Raw genomic sequence first — 13,739 nt, 5'->3', positions numbered from 1 at the left:
GGCGCTGAACCTCATTCCGACAAGGTGACTGCTCATGTGCGGCGGAATCGAAGCGAAAGACAAGAACCGGGCGTACGAGCCCGTGCGGGTGTATTTCCCCAATCCCAAAGCGGCGTTCCCGGTCATGCTTGAAGACGGCACCGATCTGGGTTGGTTGCCGTGGGGACGTCGTAAGGAACAACCTGGCAGCGGGCCGCAAGGCGGCTGGGCACGACAGGAGAGTTTAGAAAATGGCAGCTGGGCGAAATACCGTCCCCAGCGCGCATTCGGGCTGATCAACCGCTACATGGAGAAAGACGCAGAGCGCGTGTCGCACTGGTTCGACGTGGAAGATGGGCAGGCGCTGGAATGCGTGGTAACCGGTGAGCCGGGCGACCAACGCGTGTATGTCGTGACCGCCTCATCGCCGCTGCAGTTTTCAGCCATTCACGACCGCTGGCCGCTGATCGCGCACATTCCGGGTGATGGGCTCATTGCAGCGTACTGAGGTCCAGTTTGTCCTGCGGCACCGGCATCGAAAAATAGTAGCCCTGCGCTTGCCCTGCTCCCATCTCCCTCAACAGCTGCAGAGTCGCCGCGTCCTCGACCCCTTCGGCGACCACCGTCAGCCCCAGGGACTCGGCCATGCGCACAATAGCGCGGACGATGGCGCGACTACGGGAACTGGTGGTCAGTTCCAGGGTGAACGACTTGTCGATCTTCAAACCGCTGAAATGGTACTGGTGCACGTAACTGAGCGAAGAGAAACCCGCGCCAAAATCGTCGAGCACCACGGAAACACCGTTGTCGGCCAGGTGCTTCATGGCCTGACGGGCCAACTCGGGCTCCGCCACCAGTGCACCTTCGGTCAGCTCGAGGCAGATGCGCCCCGGCGCCACGCCGTGTTGACTGAGTAAACCCAGCACCTCACTGGCGAACTCAGGCCGGCTGATGCTGTAGCTTGAGCAATTCACGTGCACCGTCGGCCAATGCGCATGCTCGGGCTGGGCGAGCATCGCCACGACCTGCTGCAGCATGTAGAAATCCAGTCTGCCGATCAGGCGCAACCCCTCCAGCGCGGGCAGGAATTGCCCAGGCGCAATCACCCGGCCATCGGCCTGGCGCCAGCGAATGAGCGCTTCCAGCGCGAGAATCCTGCCGGTAGCGACATCAATGATCGGCTGAAAATACGGCAGCAATTCGTCGGTGCGCTTGAGCGCATTGCGCAGCGCCCCTTCCTGCTCCATCTGGTCAGACACTTCGCGGCGCACTTCCTGGTTGAACACCGCATAACTGTCACGGCCGGCGTTCTTGACGCGGTACATCGCCGTGTCGGCATCGCGCAGCAAATCGGCCGGCTCTTTGTGGAACTGCAAATCGGCCCCCACCACACCGATGCTGCACGAGGAAAACACCGCGTGCCCGTCGATGTAAAACGGCACGTCGAACGCCAGCAGAATGCGCTCGGCAATCGCAACCGTGACGTCGGGCGGCGCCGCATAGGCCAGCACCGCGAACTCGTCGCCCCCCAGCCGCGCCAACAGGTCGCTGTCACGCATGCAACTGCGCAAGCGGTCGGCGGCCTGAATCAACAACAAGTCGCCCGAATGATGCCCCAGGCTGTCATTGACCATCTTGAAGCGATCGAGGTCGATGAACATGACCGCCAGTTCCTGACCCTTGTCGCAGAAGTTGTCCCACGCCACCTGCAGACGCTGTTGCAAATGACTGCGGTTGGGCAAGCCGGTCAGTGAGTCATGGGCGTTTTCATGCTGCAGCTTGGCGTTCGCGTAATCCAGCTCACGGGTGCGGTCTTGCACACGGGCTTCAAGCCGCAGATTGGCGGTATGGATCGCCTCGGCAGCGCTGCGGCGTGACAACGCGGTGTCGATGTGCCGGGAGACGAAGGTCAGCAAATCCTGATCGCGAAGCGAATAACTCACCTGCGGCGAATAACTCTGCACCGCCAGCACCCCGCGCACGACATCGCCGTCGAACAGGGGGATCCCCAGCCAGGAGCAGGAACGGTTGATTTCGTTCTGGAGCGTGATCTCACCCGAGTTTTCCAGGCGCCGTGCCTCGGCACTGTCGATCAGGCACGGACGGCGCTGGCGAATGACGTACTCGGTGAACCCACGCTCACCCCGTCGCGGCTCCGGTCGGCGGGTCAGGCGCTCGTCGACGTAGTACGGGAAGGTCACCTCCCCCGTCGCATCGTCGAACAGCGCGATGTAGAAGTTCAGGGCAAACAGCAGCTCGCCCACGATGCCGTGCAGGCTTTTGAACAAGTCGGCCATATCGCCCGGCTGACTGGACAGCTCGGTGATCTGGAACAGCGCACTCTGCAAGTGTTCGGCGCGCTCGCGGTCGGCGACTTCGCTGCGCAAGGCGTCGTTGAGGCGCGAGAGTTCAAGGGTCCGGCGGGCCACGGTCTCTTCCAGCTGAGCGCGGTGCAGGATGCGGTCCAGCGCCATGGCCACGTGACGGGCGACGACCAGAAACAGCTCCTGATCCTCAACGCTGTAGACCCGCGAAACGTCATAGACTTGCATCGCGAGCATGCCGAACACATCGTCGGAGGCATTCTTCAGCGGCGCCCCCATCCAGAACTCGGGGCGGTGCCCGACGCAGTGAAAATGCTCCGACGCCTGTGCGCGCTCGATACCAGCGGCATCAACGAACAGCGGTTGCTCGGTGGTGAGGACATACCCGGTCATGGACAGCCGTTCCGGGTCGAGAAACTCCTGGGTTTCGGCCTCCAGCGCGTCAACGTCGGTGATGTCGATGTAATACGGATAGGTGACCTTGCCGCTGTGGCTCTCGTACAGCGCCAGGTAGAAGTTTTCGGCGTCGATCAGCGTGGACAGCTGTTCATGAACACCCTGAAGAAACGCCGAACGGTCACGGGTCGAACTCGCCAGGTAGGTGATCTCGTACAGCACCCGCTGAGTGGCCTGGGCGCGCGCCAGCGCATCGGTCTGCAAACGCATCCCCAGCTTGCTGGCCAACGCCACCAGAAACGGACTCCCCGACTCGCGCTCAGGGGTCAGTAACCAGCCCAAGGCCGATTCGCCGTGCCCCGTTACCCAGCGCTGCAAACCATGATCGCGACAGAACACGGCGAAGTCTTCCCGCGCAATCAGCCGGGGCCACTCGGTCGACGCATTGCCCTGCCCCATCAGATGCATGTGCTGGCCGGCACGGTAGGCCGCCCAGCTCAAGTCAGGAGCGGCCAGCTTCGCTGCGCGCAACAACGATTCAAGGGTGGTTTCGTCGATCATCGAAGACACATCTTCCAGCCCGTGGTCGGGTGATCGCGTCGCCTGTTCGTCGGCGAATGGCGAGCGCTGGGTAGGGTTCGAGACACGGGAATTCATTGGCGCTCCATTGCCAGCGTGGGACTGGGCTATCTTCATGGGGTCTGACAGATGGTTGCAAGCGCCATATTCGTTTTTGCTGCCTATAAACGACGGAAAATCGGAATTTCACGACATTTCACGTGACTCCCGCTTCTTTATCGGCAGGCTGGCATCGAAATGAAAGATTTTGCTGAAACGCTGGTCGGGTAAAGGGTCTGCAACGTTGCGCTGCCAGCGATTGTCCTTTGACCGTTTTCCCCGGTCTCAAAACCCCAAAACACCGTCCTTTTTGCCCAACTGGAGATGATCGCAAAATGATCAAGACTTACAGCTATGCCGCGCAAAGCGCCACCGACAAACTGGCGCCCTTTCAAATCGAGCGCCGTGATCCGGGCGCCGATGACGTGCAGATCGACATTCTCTTTTGCGGCGTCTGCCACTCCGACCTGCACACCGCGCGCAACGAATGGAAGAACACCCTGTATCCCTCGGTGCCGGGCCACGAAATCGTCGGCAAAGTCACGGCCGTTGGCGCCAACGTCAAACAGTTCAAGGTCGGTGATCTGGCGGGCGTCGGTTGCATGGTCGACAGCTGCCAGCACTGTGCTTCCTGCGCTGAAGGCGACGAGCAATATTGCGAAAGCGGTTTCACCGGCACCTACAACGGGCCTGTGTTCGGCGGTGAGAACACCTTCGGCGGCTACTCCGACAAGATCGTGGTGAAGGAGAAGTTCGTTCTGAAGATTTCTCACAGCGACAACCTTGCCGCTGTGGCGCCGCTGCTGTGCGCCGGGATCACCACCTATTCCCCGCTGCATCACTGGAAAGTCGGCCCAGGCAAGAAAGTCGGCGTGGTCGGGCTCGGCGGTCTGGGTCACATGGCCGTGAAGATCGCGCATGCCATGGGCGCACACGTGGTGCTGTTCACGACTTCGCCGAACAAGCGTGAAGACGGCCTGCGCCTGGGCGCCGACGAAGTCATCGTCTCCAAAAACGCAGATGAGATGGCGACTCAAACCAACCAGCTCGACTTCATCCTCAACACCGTCGCCGCGCCTCACGATCTGGATGCGTTCCTGAACCTGCTCAAGCGCGACGGCACCATGACGCTGGTCGGCGCGCCGGATCATCCTCATCCATCGCCTTCGGTGTTCAACCTGATCTTCAAGCGCCGCAGCCTGGCCGGCTCGCTGATTGGCGGCATCAAGGAAACCCAGGACATGCTGGATTTCTGCGCCAAACACGGGATCGTCTCGGACATCGAGATGATTCATATGAAGGACATCAACGAAGCCTACGAACGCATGGTCAAGGGCGACGTGAAGTACCGTTTCGTGATCGACATGGCCACCCTTAAAGAAGAAGCGTCAGCCGCCTGATACTTCCCAGGTGCAGGGCTGATCAGTTTCACCTGATCAACCCTGCACCTTTAGTAACAATCTGTGTTTTCCATCTGCGAAATTCCCGCAACCATTCCCTCCAGCACAGGTCACAAACCCTGCGTCCCTTGCTCCGCAAGCCCCGCACTCCCTTGTTCCGCCCGAGTCGCCAGCCTGTTTTTCATACCCATGGCAGGGATTAGAGAGAACCATTCAAAAGTGTATGTACTTATTCAAATGAATGCGCAGACCGTTCATTGATTATGGTGGGTCGCTTGACGCATCAACTGCCGTACATGCCTGGGCGCCCGCTCACCGTCGGGGGCCAGGCTTGACTCAACGCTGACGAGGAACCTGTCCATGACCGATCAGCCTGATAAAAATGAGCCGCAATCCGACCTCACGGCCTTCACCGTGCCGTCGCGCAGAAACTTCCTCAAATCCATCGGTGTTTCCAGCCTCGCCGCAGCGACGGCGCCGATCTGGACCCAGGCACTGGAAGCGCAGGCGGCCGTGCCGGACGACACCGACCCACCGGCCAAAGATGAGCGGCGCATGACCCTCAAGGTCAATGGCCAGGCCCATACCCTCAACCTCCCCGCCAATGCTGCGCTGCTGGATGTTCTGCGTGACCGCTTGCAATTGACGGGCACCAAGAAAGGCTGCGACCACGGCCAGTGCGGGGCCTGCACCGTCCACGTCAATGGCACTGCAATCAACTCATGCCTGTCGCTCGCCGCCATGCACGAAGGCGACGAGATCACCACCGTTGAAGGCCTCGCGAAAAACGGAACACTGCACCCGGTGCAGGAAGCCTTCTGGGAACACGACGCCTATCAATGCGGTTACTGCACTAGCGGCCAGATCATGAGCGCCGTGGCCATGCTTCAGGACAAGAACATCGGCAGTGACGACCACAGCGTGCGCGAGGCTATGAGCGGCAATATTTGCCGCTGCGGCGCCTACAAGAACATTCTCGCGGCGATTCAGAGCGCGAGAATCAAGCTGCAGGAGGTGACCTGATGAGAGCCTTTGATTACGTGCGCGCGGGCAGCGTCGAGCAGGCCGTCGCGACCCACGCGAAAAGCGACACGGCATTTTTTCTCGCCGGTGGTACCACCCTCCTCGACCTGGTGAAACTCGACGTGATGCCAGCCGATCAGGTGATCGACGTCAATCACCTGTCCCTCAAGCAGATCGACGTGCAGAAAGACGGCAGCGTGCGCATCGGGGCGCTGGTGACCAACAGCGATCTGGCGCATCACGCCTACATTGTCGAACACTACCCGGTGCTGTCTCAGGCGCTGCTGTCCGGTGCGACCACGCAGTTGCGCAACAAGGCGACCACGGCGGGCAACGTGATGCAGCGGGTGCGCTGTAATTACTTCCGCGACGGCTATTCGCCGTGCAACAAACGCCAGCCTGGCTCAGGCTGCGCGGCCATCGACGGCCATAACCGCAGCGTGCACGCGGTCCTCGGCACCAGCGACCAATGCATCGCCACGCATCCGTCGGACATGTGCGTGGCAATGGCGGCGATTGGCGCAACAATTGACGTGCAGGGGCCCAAAGGCAAACGCAGCATCGACTTTCTCGACTTCCATCTGCTGCCCGGTTCGACGCCCTGGAAAGAGCATGCCCTGCAGGACGACGAATTGATCACCCACGTGATGCTGCAGGCACCGCTGGCCGGGAGCACATCGGGTTACCTGAAGCTGCGTGACCGGGCGTCGTATCAGTTTGCCCTGGGGTCCAGCGCGGTGATTCTGGTGATGGACGGCGACACCGTGCGCGAGGCACGCATTGCCATGGGCGGCGTGGGCACCAAACCGTGGCGGGCGATGGAAGCCGAACGTGCGCTCAAAGGCGCGAGGCTGACACCGCAAAACATGGAGAAGGCGGCCGCGATCGCCATGCAAGGTGCCAAACCCTATCGCCATAACGCCTACAAGATCGCCCTTGGGCAACAGGCGATCGTGCGCAACCTCAGCACCCTGACGGCATGACCGGGAGGACACGAACATGACGGACTCAACCATGATCGGCTCGGCGCCACGCCGGATCGACGGGCGACGCAAGGTGACCGGCACGGCCATGTACGCCTCTGATCACCACCTGAAAAACATGGCTTACGGCTACGGCGTTTTCAGCACCGTCGCCAGCGGCAAGATCACCGCGCTGGACCTCGACGCGGCACGCAAATCCCCAGGCGTGCTGGATGTTTTCCACCACGGCAACTTTCCGTCGCTGTACCACAACTCGGCGCTGCCGATGTCCTTCGCGCAGATCCTCAAGGCGGCCAAGTCCGACGAAAGCCGCCTGCCGTTCGAGGACGACACGGTGTACTACGCCGGGCAGTTCGTCGCCCTGGTAGTGGCCGATACGTTCGAGCACGCCCGCGCGGCGGCCTACAAGATCAAGGTCAGTTACAGCAAGAGCACCGCCGTTGCCAACCTTGAGCAGGGCCTGAAAGCCGGCACGCTGCAGGACGGCAGCCCGAACCACACGCGAGGAAATGCGGCATCGGCCTTTGACAGCGCCGCGCACAGCATCGACGCGACGTATTCGACGCCGGTGGAAACCCACAACCCGATGGAAATGCACGCCACCGTCGCCAGTTGGGAAGATGGCCGACTGATTGTCTATGAGGCCTCCCAAGGCGTGGTTGCGCATCGCAACTCGCTGGCGAAAATCTTCGGGTTGATGCCTGAAAAGGTCGAGGTTCGCGCGCCGTTCATTGGCTCGGGGTTTGGCAGCAAACTGTGGATCTGGCCGCATTCGGTCGCAGCCTGTGGCGCAGCCAAAGTGCTCAACCGCCCTGTGCAACTGGTCGTTCCGCGGCAACAGATGTTCACCACCACCGGGCATCGGCCTGAAACCCGGCAGCGACTGCGCCTGGCCACCGACGACCAGGGCAAGCTGGTGTCGGTCCGTCACGAGTCGATCAACACCACCTCGTTCACCGACCCGTACAAGGAAAACTGCGGCACCTCGACCAAAAGCCTGTACAGCTGCGCGAATGTGCTGGTGACCCACAAGACCATCGAGGTCAATCGCGGCACACCGACCTCGATGCGCGCGCCAGGCGCCGCGCCCGGACTGTTCGCGCTGGAATCGGCGATGGACGAAATGGCCGACAAGATCGGCATGGACCCGCTGCAGTTCCGCAAGATTAACGTCTCGGAGCGTGACGAGAGCCAGAACCTGCCATGGTCCAGCAACCATTTGCAGGAATGCATCGATCAGGCGGCTGAACGCTTCGGCTGGAGCAAGCGCAATCCCAAACCGGGTTCGATGAAGGAAGGCACTGAAATCATCGGCTATGGCATGGCGGCCTGTAACTGGGACGCCTATCGCACCCCCGCCGAGGCGCAGGTTTCATTGCGTGCAGACGGCACGGCGTACGCGATCTGCGGTGTGCAGGACATCGGCACCGGCACTTACACCATCGTGGCGCAGGTGGTCAGCAGCATCACCGGCATACCGCTGGATAAAATCGACGTCGAACTCGGCAACTCCTCGTTCCCGCCCGCGCCCGTATCGGGCGGCTCATGGGCGACGGCCAGCGTGTTGCCTGCGATAGCCGAAGCGACGCGTCAGGCCATCGAGCAGCTGAAAGCCTTCTCTGCAGCGCCCAAAGGCGTGTTTGCAGGGACCAAGGCCGATCAGATCAGTTTTGAACAGGGTCAGTTGAAAAGCGGAGAGAAATCCTTTGCCATCGCCGACGTGCTCAAGGCGCAAAAGCAGTCCAGCGCTTTCGGCGAAGCGAAAACCGGGATGAACGACACCAGCAAGCATTCATTCCGCTCGTTCGGCGTGCATTTCGTAGAAGTTCGCTGGGATCCGGGCATCTCGCGGCTGCGCGTCGCGCGAGTGGTCAGCGCCATCGACGTCGGCAAAGTGATCAACCACAAGACCTCGCTCAATCAGGTCGAAGGCGCCATCGTCATGGGCGTCGGAATGGCACTGTTCGAAGCCACTGATTTCGACGAACGCGACGGCATGCCGGTCAATAACAACTACGCCGAGTACGTGGTGCCCGTGCACGCGGACCAGCCGGAAATTGACGTGATCCTGCTCGATTATCCCGATTACGAACTCAATGAGTTCGGCGCACGCGGCATTGGCGAGATCGGCATCACGGGCCTGGCCGCTGCCGTCGCCAACGCTGTGTCGCACGCCACCGGCAAACGCATCCGAGACCTGCCGATCACCCTCGACAAATTGATGGAGTTACCGCCAACGATGAGTGCGTAAGTGCTTGTGCCCGCAGGGCGTACGAGCGAGCCTCGCTACGCCCTGCGGGCAGAATCAAGAGCCTTTCATCCACCGCTGCGCCTCTGCCGAGGGCGTAGGAGCGCGCTCGCGCTGCGGGCAGAATCAAGGCAGCGGATCACGGCAGCTCCGGCTCGATCCGGTCCCGCCCTCCCATTTTCGCGGCATAGACACCCGAATCCGCGCGCAGTAGCAAGGCATCGCCGCCCTCGCCTTTACGCCAACTGGCGATCCCGAAACTCGCGGTCACCCGGCCAACGCCGTCCACCGGCTCAGCACGCAACGCCGCCCATAACTCACTGGCGAGTGCAAACGCCTGATCGCCATCGGTGTCCGGGCACAGCACCATGAATTCCTCGCCTCCCAGGCGGCAGAACACATCGCTGCGGCGCAAACGGTGACACAAGCGCTTGCAGATCGCCTGCAACACATGGTCACCCACCGCGTGCCCCAACTGATCGTTGATGCACTTGAAATGATCGATGTCGAGCATCACCACCGAGAAAATCCCGCCGTGGCGGTCAACGCGCAGCAACTCCGCCTGCAGACGCTCCTGGAAATAGCGACGGTTGTAGACGCCGGTCAACGCGTCGGTCACTGACATGGTGCGCAGCTCTTCCTCGACACGCTTACGCTCGGTGATGTCCAGACACACCGCCAGGTAGCCAATCCACTGATCGTGCTCATCCAACACCGGACTGACCTGCATGTTGACCTGCAGATGGCTGCCGTCCTGGCGCACCAATGTCCAGTCATGTGCCTGATGGCCATGCTCCTCCACCGACTCCACGAGCATGGCTTCGCCGGTCTTGATCGAGCGTCCATATCGCTGGCTCAGCTCGCAGACATGCTCGGCCAGTTCGGACGACAGGTGCAGTTGACGCAGGGTGAGTTGCCCGCACACCTGCGCACTGCTGTAACCCAGCATGCGTTCGGCGCCAATATTGAAGGTGGTGATCACCCCTTCCAGATCGGTGGCGATGATCGCCACCTGCGTCGCGGCGTCCAGCACATTACGCAACTGGCCGTGCGCGCTGCGCAATTGCTGCTCGCGCTGACGCAATTGCACAGTGCGCTGCTCCACCAGCCGCACGGCGCGCTGACGCTGGCTGATCAAGGCATACAACAAGGCACTGAGCATGAAACTGAGCAACGCGCCGAGGACCACCACGCTGTCATTGCCGGACGGGTTGGCAGTCATGAACACCGCCGTCGGGCGAACCTGCAAGCGATAGCTGCGCCCAGCAAAATCCACCGTTTGAGTGAGTTGCAGATCGCTGATCGCCGCTTTGGCAGCCGACCCATACAGCACTTGGGGCGCCTGCGCCGACGTGATGTCCTCCAGACCCACCGCCAGATTGTCCTCATCAGTGGCGGGCAGACCTTCGGTCATCAATTTGCGCAGGCTGATCACCGCCAGCAGGAAACCCTGAAACGGCCCCGCCTCGGGCCCGGTGGTATGAGAGCGGGCGGTCACGGGTGCGACCAACAGCACCCCTTTACGGTTTTCCGTTTCCAGGCCGACCAGTTCCATCAGGGACGATGCTGCCATATCACCCGATTGGAGCGCGCGCTCAAGCGTTGCCCGCCGTACGGGTTCGGAACTCACATCGAAACCCAATGGCAAGGCCAGGGTGCTGCGGCTAAGGGTATACCGCACCGGGAAGTAATACGGGCGTGTGTCGGCGACCTTTAGGCTGCTGTCGGGACCAAGCTCTCGCACGGAATAATCCGTCACACCGGCCTCGCGCACGCGATGCTCGTACGATTCCCGCTCGGCGTCGGCCACTTTTGGCGTCCACGAGTAGGCCTGGGTGTACACCAGCAAAGGGTGGGCGAATCCATTGAATTCGTCCTCGGACACCTCATCTGAATACACGAAAAAGCGACGCAGACTGTCCAGCCCTCGGACCTGTCCCTGGAGGCGGTCCTCGATCCGGCTGACGCGCTCGCTGGCCAGCAGTTCGAACCGCTGACGCAACTGACGCTGGTACAACTCGACATTGGCCAGCGCCAGCAAGGCAGTCAGCACCGCGCCCGCCGAAAACACGAGCGTGCCCACAACCCATGAGGAGCTGTCTTCGCTGATGAGGCCAAGGATCTTGGCGCTTGCCTTGTTTGACGACATACGCTGAACTCATGACGCCACAGTGTTGCCGCGACACGTGGCCAGAATTCACTTATAGCTATTCGCCATTAGTTTGCATAGTGCTGTGTGTCGCTCCGCTTATAACGCGTCGAAGCGCCAGCCCGTGCGGGTTGGCGCCTAACGTAGCGCGCTGACCGCTCAGCGCGCGGTGATTTTCCAGGCGCGGTGGATTTTGCCGTTACGGGCGAAATCCGGGTCGATGGTCTGCTGGGTGATTTCCTCGACGGCATAACGCTCGGCCAGGTTTTCTTCCAGCTGGAACTTGCGGAAGTTGTTCGAGAAATACAGCACCCCGCCGCTGGCCAGACGCGCCATCGCCAGGTCAATCAGTTGCACCTGATCGCGCTGCACGTCGAACACACCCTCCATGCGCTTGGAGTTGGAGAAGGTCGGCGGGTCGATGAAGATCAAGTCGTACTCGTCCCGACTGGACTCAAGCCAGGCCATGACATCGCCTTGCTCCAGACGGTTCTTGTCCGAGAAACCGTTGAGCGAGAGGTTGCGGCGCGCCCAGTCCAGATAGGTTTTCGACAGATCGACACTGGTGGTGCTCCGTGCCCCACCTTTGGCCGCATGGACGCTGGCCGTGGCGGTGTAACAGAACAGGTTAAGGAAACGCTTGCCCGCCGCTTCACGCTGAATGCGCATCCGCATGGGTCGGTGATCGAGGAACAGACCGGTATCCAGATAGTCGGTCAGGTTGACCAGCAGCTTGATGCCGCCCTCGTTCACCTCGTTGAACTTGCCCTGCGCGCTCTGACGTTCGTATTGCTTGGTGCCGCTCTGGCGCTCACGGCGCTTGACCACCACGCGGCTCTTGTCGATGTTCAGCGCCTGCGGAATCGCGGCCAGTGCGTCGAACATGCGAATCGAGGCCTTTTCAGGGTCGATGGACTTCGGTGCTGCGTATTCCTGAACGTGAACCCAGTCGTGATACAGGTCGATGGCCATCGCGTATTCAGGCATGTCCGCATCGTAGACGCGATAGCAGTCGATCCCTTCGCGCTTGACCCACTTGCCCATCGCCTTGAGGTTCTTCTGCAGGCGATTGGCAAACATCTGCCCGCCTTCGCTCAGGCGTGGCTGCTCGATGACCGGAGCCGGCGCGGGTGCCGGTTTGATCGGGTTGCCGTTCTTGTTGAATTGACGCGCTTGCGGCTCGTCCGGGGTCTGGTCGTACGCGGCCTGCTCGCGCTCGGCCTGACGCTGCTCCGGAGTACGCCGCTCGCCCGTGACGAACTGGTCTGGCTGGACTTTGATCAGCAACAGCTTGCAGGGCAATGCACCGTTCCAGAATGCGTACTGCTTGTGGCTGCGGATGCCCATGCGCTTGCCCAGGTCCGGGGCGCCAGTAAACACGGCCGCTTCCCAGTTCAGGCATGCCTGACGCAGACGCTCGCCGAGGTTCTGGTAGAGGTACAACAGGCTCGCCTCATCACCCAGCCGTTCGCCGTACGGAGGGTTGCAGATGACCAGGCCTTTCTGGTTCTGATCCGGACGTGGCTCGAAGGTCGCAACTTCACCCTGGTAGATCTTGATCCAGTCAGACAGGCCGGCGCGCTCGACGTTGTTGCGGCCCGGTTGAATCAATCGTGGATCGGCTTCGTAGCCACGGATCCAGGACGGTGTCTTGGCAAGGCCCGCCTCGGCACGCGCCAGCGCTTCGTCGTGCAATTTGCGCCACAGGGCCGGAACATGCCCCAGCCAGGCAGAAAAGCCCCAACGTTCACGTTTCAGGTTCGGGGCGATATCGGCGGCGATCATGGCAGCTTCGACCAGGAACGTGCCTACACCGCACATCGGGTCAGCCAGTGCGCCGCCTTCCGCGGCGATACGCGGCCAGCCGGAACGAATGAGGATGGCGGCTGCCAGGTTTTCCTTCAACGGGGCCGCGCCCTGCTGCAAGCGATACCCACGCTGGTGCAGGCTGTGGCCGGACAGGTCCAGGGAGAGAATGGCTTCGCCACGGTCCAGCCGCAGATGAACGCGCAGGTCGGGGTTGAGCTTGTCGATCGAAGGGCGCGAACCGTCCGAGGTGCGCAGGCGGTCGACGATGGCGTCCTTGACCTTCAAGGCGCCGAAATGGGTGTTGTCAATGCCCGAGCCGTGACCGCTGAACTCCACCGCCAGCGTGCCATCGGACTCCAGATGGTCGGCCCACTCGATGTCGTGAACGCCGTGATAGAGGTCTTCGGCGTCCTTCATCGGGAAGCGCTTGAGCACCAGCAAAACACGGTTGGCCAGCCGCGACCACAAACACAGCCGGTAGGCGGTTTCCATGTCGGCGCTGCCACGGATAGTCGAGGTGTGCTCGCGGGTTTCCTGGAGGCCAAGTGCAGTGGCTTCCTCAGCGAGCAGCCCTTCGAGGCCTTTGGGACAGGTGAGGAAAAGTTCGTAACGGTCCGACATGAGTATTCCAGAGCCTTGGCTATGAGTGGCTGGACAACGCATTGTCCAGCCCGATTCAAACAGACGCCTTTCATGGAGGACGCCTGCGTGGCACACACATTGTGCCGATCCACCACACCGATACATTTCGAGTGTGGCAGCTGTGCCGGCCCGCAATGGCGGGCCGACATTCTGATATTAAAAAACCAC

Annotated in this window: 8 protein-coding genes; 5 read left to right on the top strand and 3 right to left on the bottom strand. The window is 61.3% G+C overall.

The annotated features are described in order from the left end of the window. Positions 1 to 34: 34 nt before the first annotated feature. The gene (locus AB4N84_RS22835) at positions 35 to 487 is read left to right on the top strand and encodes a hypothetical protein (RefSeq protein WP_460043302.1); all 453 of its coding nucleotides are present in this window, start codon (positions 35 to 37) and stop codon (positions 485 to 487) included. On the opposite strand, the gene AB4N84_RS22830 is transcribed toward AB4N84_RS22835, so the two are convergent. Continuing rightward, on the bottom strand, positions 471 to 3,356 hold the full coding sequence (locus AB4N84_RS22830) for a sensor domain-containing phosphodiesterase (RefSeq protein WP_460043300.1): 2,886 nt from the start codon (positions 3,354 to 3,356) through the stop codon (positions 471 to 473). The two genes, AB4N84_RS22835 and AB4N84_RS22830, sit on opposite strands and share 17 nt — an antisense overlap. Positions 3,357 to 3,652: 296 nt before the next feature. On the opposite strand from AB4N84_RS22830, the gene AB4N84_RS22825 reads away from it, so the two are divergent. The 4 genes from AB4N84_RS22825 to AB4N84_RS22810 all read left to right on the top strand — a co-directional run bounded on the left by AB4N84_RS22825 (position 3,653) and on the right by AB4N84_RS22810 (position 8,974). After that, positions 3,653 to 4,717 (top strand): NAD(P)-dependent alcohol dehydrogenase, encoded by a 1,065-nt coding sequence (locus tag AB4N84_RS22825; protein WP_074749788.1) that lies wholly within the window; start codon positions 3,653 to 3,655, stop codon positions 4,715 to 4,717. 360 nt (positions 4,718 to 5,077) lie between these two features. Then, positions 5,078 to 5,740: a (2Fe-2S)-binding protein gene (locus AB4N84_RS22820; protein WP_460043299.1), complete on the top strand. Its 663-nt coding sequence runs from the start codon at positions 5,078 to 5,080 to the stop codon at positions 5,738 to 5,740. Continuing rightward, a complete protein-coding gene (locus AB4N84_RS22815) occupies positions 5,740 to 6,723 on the top strand; it encodes an FAD binding domain-containing protein (RefSeq protein WP_460043297.1) in 984 nt (327 codons plus the stop codon). The genes AB4N84_RS22820 and AB4N84_RS22815 overlap by 1 nt, the downstream gene beginning before the upstream one ends. A 16-nt stretch (positions 6,724 to 6,739) precedes the next feature. After that, entirely contained in the window at positions 6,740 to 8,974 is a 2,235-nt protein-coding gene (locus tag AB4N84_RS22810) for a xanthine dehydrogenase family protein molybdopterin-binding subunit (protein ID WP_460043295.1), read from the top strand. 136 nt (positions 8,975 to 9,110) lie between these two features. Here AB4N84_RS22810 and AB4N84_RS22805 read toward each other — a convergent pair whose 3' ends face one another. Both AB4N84_RS22805 and rlmKL read right to left on the bottom strand, forming a co-directional pair. After that, on the bottom strand, positions 9,111 to 11,120 hold the full coding sequence (locus AB4N84_RS22805; protein ID WP_460043293.1) for a sensor domain-containing diguanylate cyclase: 2,010 nt from the start codon (positions 11,118 to 11,120) through the stop codon (positions 9,111 to 9,113). Positions 11,121 to 11,279: 159 nt separating this feature from the next. Beyond that, positions 11,280 to 13,550, bottom strand: coding sequence for a bifunctional 23S rRNA (guanine(2069)-N(7))-methyltransferase RlmK/23S rRNA (guanine(2445)-N(2))-methyltransferase RlmL (gene rlmKL, locus AB4N84_RS22800; RefSeq protein ID WP_460043291.1), 2,271 nt, complete (start codon positions 13,548 to 13,550; stop codon positions 11,280 to 11,282). Between the last annotated feature and the right edge of the window lie 189 nt (positions 13,551 to 13,739).

Source organism: Pseudomonas sp. S2_H01 (assembly GCF_054668305.1).
This window is presented reverse-complemented; position numbering and strand designations above follow the sequence as displayed.

Bases quoted from the DNA above. Each gene is read 5' to 3' on its own strand.
- AB4N84_RS22835 (WP_460043302.1), top strand. From the start codon at position 35: ATGTGCGGCGGAATCGAAGCGAAAGACAAGAACCGGGCGTACGAGCCC.
- AB4N84_RS22830 (WP_460043300.1), bottom strand. From the start codon at position 3,356: ATGAATTCCCGTGTCTCGAACCCTACCCAGCGCTCGCCATTCGCCGAC.
- AB4N84_RS22825 (WP_074749788.1), top strand. From the start codon at position 3,653: ATGATCAAGACTTACAGCTATGCCGCGCAAAGCGCCACCGACAAACTG.
- AB4N84_RS22820 (WP_460043299.1), top strand. From the start codon at position 5,078: ATGACCGATCAGCCTGATAAAAATGAGCCGCAATCCGACCTCACGGCC.
- AB4N84_RS22815 (WP_460043297.1), top strand. From the start codon at position 5,740: ATGAGAGCCTTTGATTACGTGCGCGCGGGCAGCGTCGAGCAGGCCGTC.
- AB4N84_RS22810 (WP_460043295.1), top strand. From the start codon at position 6,740: ATGACGGACTCAACCATGATCGGCTCGGCGCCACGCCGGATCGACGGG.
- AB4N84_RS22805 (WP_460043293.1), bottom strand. From the start codon at position 11,120: ATGTCGTCAAACAAGGCAAGCGCCAAGATCCTTGGCCTCATCAGCGAA.
- rlmKL (WP_460043291.1), bottom strand. From the start codon at position 13,550: ATGTCGGACCGTTACGAACTTTTCCTCACCTGTCCCAAAGGCCTCGAA.